This is a genomic window from Streptomyces sp. NPDC048718 (assembly GCF_043198875.1).
In the GTDB taxonomy this organism is placed as follows: Bacteria; Actinomycetota; Actinomycetes; order Streptomycetales; family Streptomycetaceae; genus Streptomyces.
This window is the reverse complement of record NZ_JBICVG010000006.1, coordinates 109902-126005: the sequence shown is the minus strand read 5'-3', so window position 1 is coordinate 126005 and position 16104 is coordinate 109902. Positions and strand designations below refer to the sequence as shown.

Genomic DNA, 16104 nt, shown 5'->3' with positions numbered 1-16104 from the left:
AGCAACGAATGCGGGACAGCGGATCGCGGTGGACACTGATCGTGCCCACCGGCGGGGACACCCTCCGGCAGGAGCGTCTCACCCGGGATTTGCTTGACACGCTGCGCGCCACCGACGGCCTCGTCGTCGACTTCCTCGACACCGACGGGCCCGCCGAGCCGGGTCACAAGGGCGAGCCGGGTCACAAGGGTGCGGGCGCCGGCGATGTGGCTCTGTGGGCAGCCGTCACCGCGGCTGTCGCCCGCCCCACGTCCCAGGTCCTGATCACGCTGATCAAGGAATGGTGTGCCAAGGACCGGCACCGCAAGGTCGACGTCACCATCGCGGGCGATTCCGTCGCGATCACGGGACGCCCGGACGCCGCTCAGGAGCGTCTCGTCCGCGAGTTCCTGGACCGGACCGCCGGCGGTGACGGCCCCGGGCCGGATGCCGGTCCCCCGCCGATCGAAGGCCCCGGCCCGGATCCCGCCGCGGGACCGGCCGCCGCCCCCGCGTCGGACAACGGCTCCGCACCAGATGGCGGTTCGGCGTGACCCGCCTGCACAAGCGCCGGGCCCTGCTGATCGGCAACGAGCACTACGACGACGGCCGTTTTCCGTCGCTCGCGTCCGTACGCGCGGACGTCTGGGGTCTCTCCCAGGTCCTGGCACACCGCAACATCGGCAACTTCGTCTCCGTCAGGACCCTCCCCGATCTCACCGCCGACGACATGCGGTCGGCCATCGGCGAGTTCCTGCAGGATTGCGACGAGGACGAACTCGCGCTCGTGTACGTCTCCGGGCATGGCGTGCGGACCGTGCGCGACGGTGGCGAGTTCCACTTCGTGGCCAAGGACACCGACTTCGACCGAGTGGCCGAGACGGCCGTCAGCGCGAGCTTCGTCAACGAGGCACTGGAACAGTGCTACGCCCCGCAGAAGATCGTGATAATCGACTGCTGCCGCAGCGGTGGATTCGCCGTGGGCCTGCGTACCTCGGACCGGCGGCCGGACGACTCCGTGGCCAAGTCCGGCGAGGAGCCCCTGCTGACCAGCAGAGGCGTGTACGTCCTGTCGTCCTCGCGGGCCGGCGAGGACTCGTACGCGTACGCGGGCGGCGGCGACGAGGTGAAGCCGTCCGCGTTCACGGGCGAGGTGATCGAGGCGCTGCGCACCGGAAAGGTCAGTAAAAGCGGCGGCGGCGAGGTCTCCGTCAGCGACCTGTTCGACTATGTGGTGCGGCGGATGCGCGCCCAGGGCGGCCGTCAGGTTCCGGTGCACTCCGCGCACGGCGTCGACGACCGTATCGTCATCGCGGACAGTCCCCTCGGACGGGCCCCGACCCTCGATCCGCTGAGCCGGCGTCCACGCCTGGACGCCGAGGAGCCGCCGCGGCCGCATGCCGCGAAGTCCGGTCCCGCGCAGCCCACCTGGCCCGACCTCCTGGACTACTACCGCGAGTGCCTGCTGGCCGACAGCACCGATACGCCCCTGATGACGGTGGGCGGGCGCGACGCGTCGTACGTGTGCCTGGCCGGCGCCGAGCGGTTCGTCTCCGGCGATGTCGACGACGATGGGTGCGTCGCGGTCCCCGAGGAAGCGGCTGCGCTGATCAAGGCGGCGACCGAGGAGGACGCCGAACTCTGGGCGGGCTACCCCGCCGTGGTCCTCACCGGCCCACGCACCGGGGCCCCCTGGCGGCAGCCCAGGTTCGCGCCTCTGCTGGTACGCCGGGTCGAGATCGTCCAAGAAGAGGGCGAGGTACGGCTGAAGCCGTACGGCCCGGTCCAGCCGCACCCCCAGCTGGCTCTCGACTGGCTGGGCGAGGAGGAAGCCGCCCAGCTCACCGACACGTTCCAGCCTTCCTGGCACCGGGGCCAGCACGACCGGATGGCCGTGGCGGTGCGCAATCTGCTCACGCAGGAGTTCGAGCTGCCGTGTGTGCAGGAGCTGCGCCCTGACCAGCTCGCCGACCAGATCGACATCCGTACGCCCGGCCACGGTGCACGCAACACGGCGGTCCTGTTCACCTCCCGTCCCGAGACCAACTTCACCCGCCGTCTGCTCCAGGACTTCGCCGGCATCGCCGGCAAGCCGGACCTGATCGAGCGGACCGCCCTCGGGGCCCTGTCGCCCGACGACGCGCAGCGCGCCCGGGCGCTCGCCCACGAGGAGCCCGAGCCGGCCCGCCTCGTCACACCCCTGCCCTGCAACGAGGCTCAGAGCGCGATCCTCCGGTCCGCCATGACCCGGCGTCTGACCGTGGCCACGGGGCCGCCCGGCACCGGCAAGAGCCAGCTGGTGGCCAACCTCGTGGCCACCGCGATCGCCGACGGCCAGACCGTTCTGGTGGCGTCCACCAACAACGAGGCCGTGGACGAGGTCTGGCGCCGATGCGACGCCCTGGCGTCCGGCAGCGTCGTACGGACCGGTTCCGCGCGCAAGAACGCCAACAGCGACGTGGTGTACGAGGACGACGCGTTGTCCGCGCTGCGGACCGGCCCGGAACCGGCCTCCAACGTGACCACGGCGGCCATGGACCTCGAAGTGGCCACGGACCGGCTGACGGAGGTACGAGGAAACCTCGCACGCGTCGCGGCGGCCGAACTACGCCTGAGCCGCGCGGGCGAGGCCCGTGTTCACCATGCGGGACAGCTCGGCGGCACCGCCGAGGACCTCCACGACCTGCTCGACGGTCCGCCCTTGCCACGGGAACTGGAGGACAAGGCACGCCGCCTGGCCCAGGCCCGGTTCTTCGGGTCGTGGCGCCGGGGCCGTTTCCTGCGCGGGGCCGGCCTCGCGGCGTACGACGGCGATCGCGTCGCGGGCTGCCTCGCGCTCGCCGGCTTCGCCGCGGCCGAGGCGGAATGGCGTGACCTGCGTGAACACGCGGCCGTTGTGGACGATACGACGCTCGCGAACCGAGTGCGCGAGGCCGAGAGCGCTGTCCAGGCCGCTTCCCGTGCTCTCCTCGCCGGCACGGTCCGAACGAACGGGCGGGCGGGAAGTCACCGCATCCTCAAGCTGCAGGCCGCGACGGCGGACAGGACGCGCGGCGACTGGCCGGAAATGCGGGAGGTGCTGGGTCGCTCGCGTGCCGGGAAGGCCCACGATGTCTCCCCCGCGGTCGCCGGATGGGCCGTGACCAGTCTCTCCGCCCGGCGCTTCCCTCTGGATCCGGCTCTGTTCGATCTCGTCGTCATCGACGAGGCCGGTCAGTGCGCCATCCCGCATATCCTGCCGCTGCTCTTCCGCGCGCGGCGCGCCCTGGTCATCGGCGATCCCATGCAGCTCACGCACATCACCAAGACCAGCCCACACCGCGAAGCTCGCATCCGGCGGGAGAACGGGCTGCGGGCCGACTGGCTGGAGAAGCGCCACCTCGCCTACCGGCGTCACTCCGCCTTCCACGCCGCCGAGCGCTCGGCGGGCGGCACCCTCCTTCTCGACGAGCACTTCCGCTGTCATCCGCACATCGCCGCCATCTCCAACGACCTCTTCTACGACGGTGGCCTGACCGTACTCACCGACACGCGCGGCCGCCCCGCCTTGGCGGAGCGCGGCGCGGTCGTCTGGGCCGACGTACGGGGCCGGGCCGCCCGCTCCCGGTCCGGCGGCTCCTGGGTCAATGAGGACGAGATCGAGAAGGTGCGCGCCAGCGTCCGCTACCTGCTGGACAGGCTGCCGCCCGAGGCCACCGTCGGCGTCGTCACGCCTTTCTCGGCGCAGGCCGAGGCGCTGCGGAGCCGGTTGCTGCCGTACGACGAGGAGCGTGTGCGGATCGGCACGGTGCACACCTTCCAAGGCGGTGAACGCGACGTCATGGTGTTCTCCCTCGTCGCCGGTGAGGGCATGCGTCCCGGTGCCATGGAGTGGGTCGGCGGACAGCTCAACCTCTGGAACGTGGCCGTCACCCGAGCCCGCAGCCACCTCATCGTGGTGGGGGACAAGGACCGCTGGCGCAAGCGGGGAGGCGTCGCCGCCTCGTTGCTGGACGCCGCCGAGCGCGACGGCGCGCGCTCACCCGGCAGCGCCGAGGACCCCCTGCTCAAGCGTCTCTACCAGGTGCTTTCCCAGCAGCCGGAAGCCGCCGTCAGCTTGGGCGAGAACGTTCACGGGCACCGGGTGGACGCCCTGGTGCGGGATGCCGACGGCACCGTCACCAGGGCCGTCCTCCTCGACCGGGGACCAAAGGAGGGCGCCGACGCGACCCGCCACCTCCGGGTCATGCTGCACCGCCGAAACCTGCTGGCCGGTGGGGACGACGGGGCGGAGGCGACCCGCTGGCCGGTCTGGAGGCTGTACGACACCGGCGAACGACACAAGTGAGCGGGACCGTCCCCAGGCCTCGCGCCTCGGCCCGGGGACGGTGCCTCGCCCTCCTCCGTACGTCTGCCACGCCCGCCGGCGCCGGTGACCGCTGCACGTACGCCGGCGGCCGCTACACGTACAGCGTCCCCCGGGCCACGACCACGGCCTCCCCCGCCACCCGCACCGACTCGATCCGCTCCGCGGTCCCCGTGACCCGGGCGCGCATCGTCGAAGGACGGCCCATCTCGACGCCCTGGCGGATCTCGATCCACTCGCCGAACGGGATCAGTCCGTGCCGGGCCAGGTGCACCGCGAGCGAGCCGGCGGCCGAGCCGGTGGCCGCGTCCTCCACCACGCCGTAGGCGGGGGAGAACATGCGCAGCCTCCAGTGGGTGCCCGCGCCCGTGAAGCAGTTGGCGGCCATGTCGGGCAGTCGCGCGAGGATCCGCTGGTCCGGTTCCAGGGCGGAGAGGGCGGCCACGCCGTCGAGTCCGACGAACACGTGCCGCGGTCCGTTGCGGTAGACCTCGATCGGCAGCGTGCTGCCGGTGGCCACCGGGGCGAGGGCCGTGAGCAGTTCCTCCGCCCGGTCGTACGGCTCCCATGTCGGCAGGGGCTGCCACATGCCGGCCGCCACGGTCCGGCCCTCGCCGTCCCGCTCCAGCTCGAACGCCACGGTGCCCATGGCGGTCTCCATCCGCAGCTCCCTCGCCGCGTGCCACTCGCCGAGCACCACGGCCGTGCCCAGGGTGGGATGCCCGGCGAACGGAAGCTCGTTCACCGGCGTGAAGATGCGGACCCGCACATCGCCGTCGTCCTCCGCGGGGAGGACGAAGACGGTCTCCGACAGGTGCGTCTCCTGCGCGATCCGCTGCATGCGCTCGGCGGAGAGGCCGGACGCGTCCAGGAGGACCGCGGTCGGGTTTCCTTCCAGCGGGGTGGCTGTGAAGACGTCGGCGACCACGTACTCGTAGGTGTCCATGAGGTCCGTTCGTTCCGTCGCGCCGGCTCCCGTCGTCCGGGTGCCGGCTGGATGGGGTGCTGGGGAGGGAGTTCGCCGGATGAGCCGACCGCTCGCCGGGCGGATGCGTCGTCACCGGACGGACCCGCCGGACCCGCGAGGTCTTCGCCGGTCCGTGCGAGGGTCCGTTCGCCGGTCCGTTCGCGGATCGTGCGCGGGTCAGTGCGCGGGTCAGTCCAGGGATGACGCCTGGATCGGAAGGGCGCCTGGCGTCAGGGACGCGGCGCGGCGACCAGAGCGGTGTTCTCCATCGGCAGCTCCGCGCGGCCGACGACGTCGAGGCCCGCCCGGTCGAGCAGCCGGGTGATCCGCTCGACGGTGCGGTGCGCGCCGCCCGTCGTCATCAGGAGGTGCATGTCCCACAGCGCGGGCAGCACGGTGGAGTTCTCGTCCTCGACGAAACGGTCGAGCAGCAGCAGCCGCGACGAGGAGTCGGCCATGGCACGGCGGCAGCTCTCGAAGACGCCGACGACGGCCTCGTCGTCCCAGCCGGCCAGCACCCGGCAGAGGATGTAGACGTCCCCGCCCTCCGGGACGCCCTCGAACATGTCGCCCGCGACCAGTTCGGCGCGGTCCAGGCCGACGGTGGCGGACAGGTGCTCGCGCGCCTTGGCCATCATGTGCTCGCGGTCGAAGAGAACGCCCCGGGCGTCCGGGGTGGCGCCGAGGACCGTGGCGAGCAGGTGTCCGCCCCCGCCGCCCACGTCCACGACCTTCTTGCCGGAGAAGTCGAAGACCTCGGGCACCTGGTGGAAGAACATGCTCGCCGCGTTCAGGGTGCGCTGGAAGCGCCGGGTCACGTCCGCGTCGTGCCCCAGGTACTCGTAGAAGGGCCGGCCGAAGGCGGCCTCGAACCCCGAACTCCGCGTGCTGATCGCGTGGTGGGCGTGCCCCCAGGCGGAGTAGAACTCCTCGCCGTACAGCAGGCACATGTCGCTCAGGGACTGAGGGGCGTCGAGGAGCGCGGCGCTGATCCGGGTCCCCCGGTAGCCGGTGGACTCGCTGCCCTCGAACACCCCCATGGCCACCAGGAGGCGCATCAGCCGGTGCACGCCCTCCTCGTCCGCCCCGGTCGCCTTGGCGAGCTCGGCGTCGCTGTCGTGGCCCGCCGCTATGTGGTCGGGCAGGCGGAGCTTGACCGCGGTGTAGAGCGCCTGCGCCCGCCATCCGCCGGTGATGATGTCGACCACGTCTCGAGTGGTCTGCACGTCGACTGTCATTTGAGACCTCGCCTCACTGCTGCTTCCCGGCCGCCGCCGGCCGGCCCGATTCGCCGCGTCCGGGTCCGGGGGACGGGACGCGGACGGATGTCCGTACGTGGGGATCCCTGGAGGGGGATCCGTGTGCTGGGACCTGTGTGGGGATTCGTACGCGGGTTCCCGCACGGTGCCCCAACGCGGGGGCCCGGCGCGGGGATCCGCCGCTACGTGGGGATGCCGCCGCGGTTGATCTTCGGCACCTCGATGCCCAGCGCGCGCAGCTGCTGGAACGGGTTCATGAACTCGCGCTGCTGCTCGATCCTGCCGTCCACCAGCAGGAACGAGTGAATGAAGTGGTTCTTGTAGTAGCCCGCCGGATAGTCCGGGTAGAGGATCTTGCCCTCTCCATCGCACTCGACCCAGAACCGGTTGGGATCCTGGGTCTCGAAGATCTCCACGTTCTTCCACTCCCAGTCGGGGAACATCCGCAGTGACCACTCGCCGTGCGCCTTGAGCTTCTCGTGTCCCTGAGAGGCGACCGGTTCGCCGGTGTCGCTGGTCCACAGGCCGGCGCTGCCGTCCTCGGCGAAGAGCAGGTAGCGCGTCAGCCGGTTCTCGCCCTTGCGGCTCATGTAGTCGGCTACGACGGCGCGGTGCCGGGCGCGCAGGTCGAGGTCGGTCTCGAAGCCCTCGGGCCGGACGTCTTCCGTTCCCATCTCGTATCCCTCAATTCCTGTTGGCTGGTGTGTCGGTGTGGGCGTGTGAATCCCCGATTCCAGAACCGGGGTTCGGGGCGGTGGATGTCCAGCCAGGTACTCGGATCGAGGACTGGCCTGATCCCGGGCGGCCGCCCGCCCGGGCATGGTCAAGGGCTGCGCACGGTCAAGGACTGCGCACGGTCAAGGGCTGGGGCTTGGGGTTGGGACTCCGGCTAGGGCTGGAGCCGGCTCGTACGCCAGCCGGATCCGTCGCGCTCGTACACCAGCCGCTGGTGCAGCCGGTCCACGGGTTCGGCCTGCCAGAACTCGACCGCGTGCGGCTCCAGCAGATAGCCGAGCCAGCGCTCGGGGCGGGGCAACGCCTCGCCGGCCCGGCCCAGTTCACGGGCTCGTTCCCGCAGCGCGTCCTCGTCGAGCAGGGGCGCGCTCTGGTGCGACGCCACCGACATCGGGTGCGTACCGACGGGGCGAGCGGCCCACAGGGCCTCGGACTCCTCGATGGGCAGCGGTCGGGCCGGGCCGCTCACGGTGACCTGCCGGCCCGCCTCGCGCCAGTAGAAGACACCCGCGGCCCAGCTCGTCCCGGCCAGGTCCCGGCCCTTGCGGCTGTCGGCGTGGGTGGCGAACACCAGACCCGTGTCGCGGATCGCGAGCACCTGCACGATCCGGTTGGAGGCGCGCCCGGAAGCGTCGGTGGAGGCCAGCGCCAGCGCGCCCGGTTCGCGGACGGGGGTGGCGACGGCGCTGTCGAACCATTCCTGGAGAAGGCCCATCGGTTCGGCGGGCGGAGCGGTGAACTCTTCGGCCGCTCGGGGCCGGGTGGACGGGTTCACGCGGTCTCCCCGATCGTCGCGAAGGCCAGGCCGTGGTCGGTGGTCCCGCCCGAGTGGACGCCCTCGACGATGGCCTCGACGTCGGCCATCATCCGGACGGACGGCGGGTATCCGATGAGTTCGGTGGCGCGGTTCGGCGGCATCGGCGCCGTCAGGTCGGCCGCTTCGTCCCACAGCATCACGGCGCCCCAGCGGTTGGTCCGCCGGTCGGATATCCAGAACTTCAGCCGCAGTCCCCGGACTTCCGTCCACGGGTCGACGCCTTCGTCGCGCAGGTAGTGGCGGAGCGAGTCGATGGTCTGGCCGGACCCGGAGAGGTCCCACCAGGAGAGGGTGGCTTTCATACGGCGAGTACCTCCGCGGTTTCCATCAGCGGGACGGCTTCCATCAACGGGACGAGCAGGTCGGCGAGGACACGTTCGCCGTCCTGGGTGAGCACGGACTCGAGGTGGAACTGCACCGAGCCGAAGTGCGGTCCGCGCAGGGCGTGCACCTCGCCCGTGCCGGAGTCGCGGCCGATCCTCACCTCGCCGACGCCGGGGCACTCCAGCCGGTCGGTTCGCGCGCGGGCCGAGTAGGAGTTGTAGAAGCCCACCCGCTCGCGCGAGCCGAACAGGTCGATCTCGCGCTGGGTGCCCTGGTTCGGAATCTCGCGGCGCCTCAGTTCGAGCCCGAGGCGCCGGCACAGCAACTGGTGGCTCAGGCACACGGCCAGGAACGGCGTACGCCGGGAAAGCAGTTCGTCGATCGCGCCGGAGAGGCGGGCCATGCGCGGGTTTCCGGCCTCCCGGGGGTCGCCGGGACCGGGGCCCATGACGACGAGGTCGTAGGCGTCGAAGTCATGGGGCGTGTCGAAGCCGGTTACCTCCACCACCAGCCCGATGGCCCGCAGTTGGTGGGCCAGCATCGAGCTGAAGGTGTCCTCGGCGTCGACGACCAGGGCCCGGCGGCCGGCCAGCATCGGGTGCGGCCGGGCTCGCCGATCGGCGTCGCTCAGCCAGAAGTTGGCGATCGTCTCGTTACGTTTCCCCAAGGCCTCCTGGATCAGCGGGTGTTCGCTCCGCCAATCCCCCGCTCCCAGTGCGGAGAGCAGGCCCGCCGCCTTGGTGCGGGTCTCGGCGACCTCGGCGTCGGGGTCGGAGTGCCGTACCAGGGTGGCGCCCACCCCGACCTCCACCTGTCCCCTGCCGTCGCCGGTGTCCGAGGTCCGGATGTCGGCGGTACGGATGAGGATGGCCGAGTCCAGCGTGCGCGCGCCGGTCGCGTCGCGGCCGATGAGCGCCGCGACACCCCCGTAGTACCCGCGTCCGCGCGGCTCGTAGCGGGCGATCACCCGGCACGCGTTCTCCAGCGGGCTGCCGGTCACGGTGGGCGCGAACAGCGTCTCGCGCAGGATCTCCCGCGGGTCGAGGTCGCTCGGCCCCTCGATGTTGTACTCGGTGTGCGCGAGCCGGGTCATCTCCCGCAGGAACGGGCCGACCACCCGGCCGCCGCCGTGGCAGACCCGGGCCATCATCTTCAGTTCCTCGTCGAGGACCATGTAGAGCTCGTCGGTCTCCTTGCCGTCCGCGAGGAACTCCATGACCTCCGACAGGACCGGTCCGCTCGGGGGGTAGCGGTACGTGCCGCTGATCGGCGTCATCGCCGCGACGCCGTCGCGCAGGCTGACGTGGCGTTCCGGGGTGGCACCGACGAAGGTCCGGTCGCCGGTGTGGACGACGAAGGTCCAGTACGCGCCGCTCTCGCGGGAGAGCAGCCGGCGGAACAGGCTCAGCGCGCTGTGCGTCGAGTAGCCGGTGATGGTGGTGACGAACGAGCGCTTGATGACGAAGTTCGAGCCCTCTCCGGTGCCGATCTCGTTGTCGAGCACGGCACGGACGGTGTCGGCGTAGGTCTCGTCGTCGGTGTCGAAGTGCCCGCCGGACAGCGTGATCGGTTCGTCCGGCAGGCGGCGCAGCGCCTCGGACGCGGTGATCCAGCCCTGGTCGGTCACCGACAGCGCGAGCAGGGGCGAGCCGTCGTCGGTGGCTGCGAAGCCGCGTTCGGCGATCTGGCGGTGGGGCACCAGGACGAGCGTCTCGTGGCGGGCCTCGCCGGCCCGTTCCGCCCGGTCGGACGGCGGGGACTCGGACAGCGGGGTCTCGGAGAGCTCGGCCAGCGGGGTCTCGGAGAGCGGGATGTCGGCGAGTCGGGCCGGGGTGCCGACCCGGCCCAGGAGGATCTCCACCCGGTCCGGGCCGACGGACTCGGGACGGTGCAGCAGGGCGAAGGGGCCCGGGTCGGGGCCCAGGACACGCTCGAACAATCGCGTCGCGTTCATCGGAAGACCTCCTCGGTGGTGGTGACCACCGCGCAGCGGGCGGCCGCGTAGTCGAGGGCCTGCCGGTGGTGGTCGGCGGAGAAGTCGCCGACGGCGTCGGCGACGAGGAACGTCTGGATGTCGTGGGTGAACGCCTCGACGGCCGTCGCCAGGACCCCGACATGCGCGTACACACCGCAGACGATCAGCTGGTCACGGCCCTGGGCGCGCATCCGCTCCAGCAGGTCCGAGCGGAAGAACGCGCTGTAGCGCCACTTGGTGAACACGTGGTCCGCCGGCCGGGGCGCGAGCTCGGTGACGATCTCGCGATCGGCGGGGTCCACCTTCATGCCCGGGCCCCAGAAGTCCTTGAGCAGGCCGCGGTCCTCGTCCGTCATGCCGCCGGGCTGGGCGGTGTAGAACACCGGAACGCCGAGCGCGGCGCAGCGCTCGCGCAGCAACGCGCCGTGGCGGACCAGCGGGTCGCGCACCGCCGGGGGGAAGGGCGCCAGGAAGTAGCGCTGCATGTCGTGCACGAGCAGTGCGGCGCGACGGGGGTCGGGCTTCCAGCGGGCCGTGTTGACGGGCAGTCCGGCCGCTGTCGGCAGCGGATAGGGCGGGATGGGCGCTAGACCCGGCATGGTTCCCCCTCGGCTTGGTTCGTCGTCGTCCGTGTCCGCCAGGCCGAGACCACGGTCACCGCCTGCCGGGGGTTGAGCCGCGGGTCGCACAGCGTCGTGTACCGCCCGCCGACGCGGTCGGTGAGCCCGGGGACGTCGGCGCACTCGGTGACCGCGTCGGGAGTGGTCTCCAGGTGGATTCCGCCCGGCAGGCCGCCGGCCGCGCGCACCGCCGTCTGGAAGGCCGCGACCTCCCGTACGACCGTCTCCACGACCCGGGTCTTGAGTCCCTGGGCGGTGGTCACGGTGTTGCCGTGCAGGGGGTCGACCAGCCAGATCACCGGGTGCCGCGCGGCGCGTACGGCCCGGACCAGCGGCGGCAGCAGGTCCGCGACCGCGTCGGCGCCCATGCGGGCGATCAGGGTGAGCCGGCCGGGCTCTCTCCCGGGGTCGAGCCGCTCGCACAGCGCGAGCAGTTCGGCCGGGGTCATCCGCGGCCCGACCTTGCAGGCGACCGGGTTCACGATGCCGGCCAGCAGGGCGACATGGGCGCCCTCGACCTCGCGGGTCCGCTCACCGACCCAGGGCCAGTGCGTGGAGGTGAGGGCGGTGCGGCCCTCCCGGTCCCGGCGCAGCAGCGGGATCTCGTAGTCGAGCAGCAGGGCCTCGTGGCTGGTCCAGACGGCCGGGGCGAGTCGCGCCCCCGGCGTCGGACAGAGGTGGGTCATGATCCGGCTCGCCGCCCGGTAACCGTCCAGCAGGCGCCGGGGGTGGGGCCGCCGTGCTTCCGGGTCCGGCTCCGGACTGTTCACCAAGTGCCCCCGGAACACCGGGATTTCGACACCGTCGGCCCACTCGGTGGGCGCCGAGCGGGGCTTGGCGTACTGGCCGCCCAACCGGCCGACCCGTACCACCGGCTGACCGGTGATCGTGCCCATGACGTCGGCGAGGGCGTCGAGCAGCCCCACCTTCCGCCGCACGTCACGCGCGGTGCGTTCCGCGGGGTCCTCCGCGCAGTCCCCGGCCTGCACGACCAGCGCCTGCCCCAGGGCGACGGAGGAGAGCAGGCCCCGGAGCCTTCCCAGCGATGCGGCCTCCACGAGCGGAGGGGCCGCCGCCAGCTCCTCCCGGACCCTCTCGATGTCCGCCGGGTCTCCCCATTCGGGCTGCTGCCGCGCGACCGGGGGTGGTAAAACGTCGAGCGAGGTGACGTTCACTGATGGTCCACACCTCTCTGCATATCGGCACATCGCCATCGACAAAAGGGCACGCCGACGGCCTGAATTTCGGCACACTCAACAGACCGCCGGTCTCGTACGGTCATGGGAGAACACCTCGATGACCAACCGGCGATGGAAAGAGCGAATATTGGCGCCGCGCAGGGCACAAGGCGAGAATGAGCCGCCCTGAAAATACACTCGGAATGGCGCACCGCTTTTCGCGTGCGGCACGAATGAAATTTCCTACGAAGAGACGACGCGGACTCGCACCGTGCGAACTCGCCGCAACTTCCGGCGCGCGTTTCCCGCCCCCTCACCGACGCGGCATGGGGCGTTTCGGTGGTCGGCTCAGCGATCAGCTCCGGATCCGACCGGACCGCTCACCGCAGGACGCCGTGATGCCGGGGCACTGGGGCGACAGGCATCCCCGCCGCGATCCGCCCCACCCGTAAGCCGGGTCGACGGGACATGGGACGCGGGGTACGACTTCCGGGCGCTGACTCTCGACCGGCCTTATAGGCCACCGGACTTCGCAGTGTGTTCGGCGCGCTATCGCCGGTTAAGAGACCCCACGGAACACGCGGGACCGATAATCTCTGGGCCGTCGACACCATGAGTGCGACAGCGACCCATAACGCGCGTCCACTCTCCCTCATGGATTCTCCCCCGAACCAGAGATGGTCAACAGTTAAACGAGATGGGCCTTCGCGAGGGACTCCTCCACCGCCCCACCCGTCACCCTTCTAAGCGAAAACAATACAACCGTATTGTTCTGCACGTGTCAACGCCACCAGGAATCCAGGGGCGCCGGTGCGCCATTCACCCGACGCGAGGATCGAAACGGAATACCGACCGCACCGCGATGACCTGTGATGATCACCGATCGCCATGATCATCTATCGGTCGCCCGCCGGCGCGAACGACCCACCTGCCGACCGCCGGCCGCCTCACACAGACGGCCGCCCCTGCCGGTTTCGCCCGCATCGCACCGAGATCCCACCGACGGAAGACCGCCGGTCGCGCGCGCCACATCGGCGACGTCGGCCGTGACGGCTGATTTACCCCTGTCCACCGTTCGTGAGCGGGGCACCCGTTGCGCACATACGGGCCCCCGAAGCGAACTCCAAGGGGCAGGACCAGCGGCGAAGTCGGCTTCCGGCCGGGGAAGCGCTCCCCGAGACCCGCAGGCGAACGGCCCGCCCATGACGGCGGCACACGGCCCGAAGGCCATCCGCGAACCCCCGTTCGCGCCATGACCCCTGGGTTCAAGCGGCCCTCGTCGGCGACCGAGGCGGTGCCGACGAGCCTGTTCGCGCGCCCGACCGTGTCGGAGGGGGATGGCATTCACCCTGAATGTCACTATTCGCTCATCCTCAACCGAAAGGTGCTGCTCGTGACACTCCGAGGGACCAAGACCGCGATGGCCACCGCCATCGGTGCCGTTCTTCTCGCGGGGACCGTTCCCGCCGCCTTCGCGTCGACCCCCGCCGCGCCGCCGACCGCCGTACGGGCCGTGACGCCCCAGCAGAGCGTGCCGACACTGGACGCCCCCGGCCCGGCCGAGAGCGTCACGTACGGACCGGACAACATCACCCGCAACCACTTCAGCCGGATCACGGTCCAGGCCCCGCCCTACACCCGAATCACCGCCCTCGACCCGAACTGTGTCGGCTGGACCTGCCCGGTCACCATCGCCGCGGACGGGAAGAGCGCCACCGCCGACTTCCCGTCGGCCAGCTGGATCTGGATCTATCCGTTCCACGTCAGCGTCGCAGCCAACGGCGACGCCCCGCTGTCCGGCGGCACCTACTCCGGCACCTTCAGCCTCGACGGCGACACCCAGCCCCTGACCGTCACCATCTCCCCCGGCAAGCAGGGCTCCATCGCGGGATACCTCACCGACACCCCCAACGGCGGCGGCTCCTACGTCAACTTCGTCCTGCCCGGCTCGAACGCGGCCCAGTCCGGCCTCCAGGTCGGAGACATCATCACGGCGGTCCACGGCCAGTCAGTCTCCAGCACGGCGACCGTCAACACCGCCATCACCGGCTGGCGCGCCGGCACCGCCGTTCCGGTCACGGTCTTCCGGGCGGGCCAGACGGTCAACCTACAGCTCACCCTCGACTGAGACCGCACCCGAAAGACATCGAACGCCGCCCCGGCGCCGGCCCGGGTCGATCAGGTCGATCAGGTCGATCAGGGAAAGCGGCCTCAAGAGGCAGTGCTGGAAGAGGCGTTGAGCGACTCCGCTACGGTGGCCGCGATCACGCCCGAGATCTCGGCCGCCCACGGCACGCGGAAGAAGTGGTCGCCGGGGAAGGCCCGCATCCGCAACAGCCCGCGCGCCGCGTCGTTCCACGCCCTGGCCCCGGCCGGCGGGCTCGCCCGGGTCGTACGTCCGGGCACACAGGAACGGCGCCGGGAATGACGTACGGCATGCCGCCGTTCGGGTTGGTTTCTCATCCCCCAGCCCCTCGCGAATGACCGGGAATCGCAGGTTTCGATCATGTCGGTTACTTTGCGATTATGAATCGCAACCGTATGCGACTGGCCGGTGTGTCGATCACCGCCGCCAGCGCGCTTCTTCTCGCCTCCGCGCAGTCACTCGCCGCCTCGGCGCCGGCTGCCCCCGCGATCACGGACGGCTCGCAGACATTCGGCTTCACCGGAGCGCCGCAGACGTTCACCGTGCCGGCCGACGCGTGCTCGCTGCACGTGACGGCCTACGGCGCCGCGGGCGGCGCCGGTCAGTACGGTGTGGCGGGTGGTATGGGCGCCGGGGTGTCCGCGAACCTGGCGGTGACGCCGGGGCAGGTCCTGACGGTCGATGTCGGCGGGGCGGGGCAGAACGGGGCCGACGCCATCCCTCCCGCCCTTCCCCAGGGTGGTTACGGTGGGGGCGGGAACGGCGGGGGCTACGTCGCCGGCGGCGGGCTCAGCGGGATCGCGTCGGGTGGGGGCGGCGGACGTACGGTCGTCAGCTCGGGGACGACGCCCCTGATCGTGGCGGGCGGCGGAGGGGGCGGCGGCAGTTCGTTCTTCGCCTCGACCATGGTCGGCGGTGCCGGGGGCGAGGTCGGCGAGCCGGGGGTCGGCGTGCCCGGCGACGACGAGGGCAAGCCCGGCCGGCCCGGAGGCACGGGCGGCCAGGGCGGCGTCAACGTGCTCGTCCAGATCCCGCCGAACGGCGAGGACGGAGCCGACGCGGTCGGTCCGGTCGGCGGCCGGGGCGGCAACAGCATCCTCGACCCGCATGGCGGCGCGGGCGGCGGCGGAGGCGGCGGTGCGACCGGCGGCGGAGGCGGCGCCGCCTCACCCACCGACTCCAATTCCGGCGCGGGCGGCGGTGGCGGTTCCAGCACCGGCCCCACGGGCGCGGTCTTCACCACAGGGGCCCGCGCCGGGGACGGCGAGGTCGACATCACCTGGGAGTCCTGCCCGCCCGTCGGGACGGGGCTGTCCCTGACCAAGACCACGAACGCCTCGGGTCCGTTCCAGGCCGGTGACACCGTCACGTACACGTACACGGTCACCAACACCGGAGAGACCGCACTCGACAGCGTGACCGTATCGGACGATCGGGTCGACACCGTCACCTGCGAGGCCACCAGCCTGGCGGCCGGTCAGAGCACCACCTGCACGGGCACCTACACCGTCACCGAAGCCGACGCCACGTGCACGCGGGGCGGCTACGACGGGGCGACGTGCACGGTGACCAACACCGCCCGCGCGACCGCGAACGATCCGCAGGGCGAGCCCGTCGCCAGCGAACAGGCCACCGCCACCATCCAGGTGAGCGGCGGCGGCCATGACGGCTATGGCCGGCCGTACGGCAGGTCGAAGACCGCCTGACCCCTTCTCCTCACTCCGATCCGCGCCCCGCCCGGCCCCTCCGGTATTCCTCA

Annotated in this window: 13 protein-coding genes; 5 read left to right on the top strand and 8 right to left on the bottom strand. The window is 71.4% G+C overall.

Going from position 1 to position 16104, the window contains the following annotated elements:
* Positions 1 to 8 precede the first annotated feature (8 nt).
* Positions 9 to 533, top strand: coding sequence for a hypothetical protein (locus ACGFRB_RS13350; RefSeq protein WP_393242697.1), 525 nt, complete (start codon positions 9 to 11; stop codon positions 531 to 533).
* Positions 530 to 4306 (top strand): AAA domain-containing protein, encoded by a 3777-nt coding sequence (locus ACGFRB_RS13345; protein WP_393242695.1) that lies wholly within the window; start codon positions 530 to 532, stop codon positions 4304 to 4306. Before ACGFRB_RS13350 ends, ACGFRB_RS13345 begins: the two co-directional genes overlap by 4 nt.
* 112 nt (positions 4307 to 4418) lie before the next feature.
* Here the strand turns inward: ACGFRB_RS13345 and ACGFRB_RS13340 are convergent, their stop codons facing one another.
* The 8 genes from ACGFRB_RS13340 to ACGFRB_RS13305 all read right to left on the bottom strand — a co-directional run bounded on the left by ACGFRB_RS13340 (position 4419) and on the right by ACGFRB_RS13305 (position 12196).
* Positions 4419 to 5270 (bottom strand): PhzF family phenazine biosynthesis protein, encoded by an 852-nt coding sequence (locus tag ACGFRB_RS13340; protein ID WP_393242693.1) that lies wholly within the window; start codon positions 5268 to 5270, stop codon positions 4419 to 4421.
* Positions 5271 to 5521: 251 nt separating this feature from the next.
* Positions 5522 to 6517 carry a methyltransferase gene (locus tag ACGFRB_RS13335; RefSeq protein ID WP_393242691.1) on the bottom strand — a complete coding sequence of 332 codons (996 nt, stop codon included), beginning with the start codon at positions 6515 to 6517 and terminating at the stop codon, positions 5522 to 5524.
* 215 nt (positions 6518 to 6732) lie between these two features.
* Positions 6733 to 7224 (bottom strand): PhzA/PhzB family protein, encoded by a 492-nt coding sequence (locus ACGFRB_RS13330; RefSeq protein WP_393242689.1) that lies wholly within the window; start codon positions 7222 to 7224, stop codon positions 6733 to 6735.
* Between the two features lie 215 nt (positions 7225 to 7439).
* On the bottom strand, positions 7440 to 8060 hold the full coding sequence (gene phzG / locus ACGFRB_RS13325) for a phenazine biosynthesis FMN-dependent oxidase PhzG (protein WP_393242687.1): 621 nt from the start codon (positions 8058 to 8060) through the stop codon (positions 7440 to 7442).
* On the bottom strand, positions 8057 to 8404 hold the full coding sequence (locus tag ACGFRB_RS13320) for a hypothetical protein (protein WP_393242685.1): 348 nt from the start codon (positions 8402 to 8404) through the stop codon (positions 8057 to 8059). The genes phzG and ACGFRB_RS13320 overlap by 4 nt, the downstream gene beginning before the upstream one ends.
* A complete protein-coding gene (locus ACGFRB_RS13315; RefSeq protein WP_393242683.1) occupies positions 8401 to 10380 on the bottom strand; it encodes a chorismate-binding protein in 1980 nt (659 codons plus the stop codon). The genes ACGFRB_RS13320 and ACGFRB_RS13315 overlap by 4 nt, the downstream gene beginning before the upstream one ends.
* Positions 10377 to 11000: an isochorismatase family protein gene (locus ACGFRB_RS13310; protein WP_393242682.1), complete on the bottom strand. Its 624-nt coding sequence runs from the start codon at positions 10998 to 11000 to the stop codon at positions 10377 to 10379. The genes ACGFRB_RS13315 and ACGFRB_RS13310 overlap by 4 nt, the downstream gene beginning before the upstream one ends.
* On the bottom strand, positions 10988 to 12196 hold the full coding sequence (locus tag ACGFRB_RS13305; protein ID WP_393242680.1) for a 3-deoxy-7-phosphoheptulonate synthase: 1209 nt from the start codon (positions 12194 to 12196) through the stop codon (positions 10988 to 10990). Before ACGFRB_RS13305 ends, ACGFRB_RS13310 begins: the two co-directional genes overlap by 13 nt.
* A gap of 1396 nt (positions 12197 to 13592) precedes the next feature.
* Between ACGFRB_RS13305 and ACGFRB_RS13300 the strand changes: the two genes are divergently transcribed.
* The 3 genes from ACGFRB_RS13300 to ACGFRB_RS13290 all read left to right on the top strand — a co-directional run bounded on the left by ACGFRB_RS13300 (position 13593) and on the right by ACGFRB_RS13290 (position 16051).
* A complete protein-coding gene (locus ACGFRB_RS13300) occupies positions 13593 to 14327 on the top strand; it encodes a PDZ domain-containing protein (protein WP_393242678.1) in 735 nt (244 codons plus the stop codon).
* Between the two features lie 108 nt (positions 14328 to 14435).
* Complete coding sequence (locus ACGFRB_RS13295; RefSeq protein ID WP_393242676.1) at positions 14436 to 14627, top strand: hypothetical protein; 192 nt, start codon at positions 14436 to 14438, stop codon at positions 14625 to 14627.
* Positions 14628 to 14725: 98 nt separating this feature from the next.
* Positions 14726 to 16051 carry a hypothetical protein gene (locus tag ACGFRB_RS13290; RefSeq protein ID WP_393242674.1) on the top strand — a complete coding sequence of 442 codons (1326 nt, stop codon included), beginning with the start codon at positions 14726 to 14728 and terminating at the stop codon, positions 16049 to 16051.
* Positions 16052 to 16104: the final 53 nt, after the last annotated feature.

Excerpts from the sequence above, each read along its gene's own strand:
- ACGFRB_RS13340 (WP_393242693.1), bottom strand. The coding sequence starts at position 5,270 with ATGGACACCTACGAGTACGTGGTCGCCGACGTCTTCACAGCCACCCCG.
- ACGFRB_RS13290 (WP_393242674.1), top strand. The coding sequence starts at position 14,726 with ATGAATCGCAACCGTATGCGACTGGCCGGTGTGTCGATCACCGCCGCC.
- ACGFRB_RS13315 (WP_393242683.1), bottom strand. The coding sequence starts at position 10,380 with ATGAACGCGACGCGATTGTTCGAGCGTGTCCTGGGCCCCGACCCGGGC.
- ACGFRB_RS13350 (WP_393242697.1), top strand. The coding sequence starts at position 9 with ATGCGGGACAGCGGATCGCGGTGGACACTGATCGTGCCCACCGGCGGG.
- ACGFRB_RS13310 (WP_393242682.1), bottom strand. The coding sequence starts at position 11,000 with ATGCCGGGTCTAGCGCCCATCCCGCCCTATCCGCTGCCGACAGCGGCC.
- ACGFRB_RS13330 (WP_393242689.1), bottom strand. The coding sequence starts at position 7,224 with ATGGGAACGGAAGACGTCCGGCCCGAGGGCTTCGAGACCGACCTCGAC.
- ACGFRB_RS13320 (WP_393242685.1), bottom strand. The coding sequence starts at position 8,404 with ATGAAAGCCACCCTCTCCTGGTGGGACCTCTCCGGGTCCGGCCAGACC.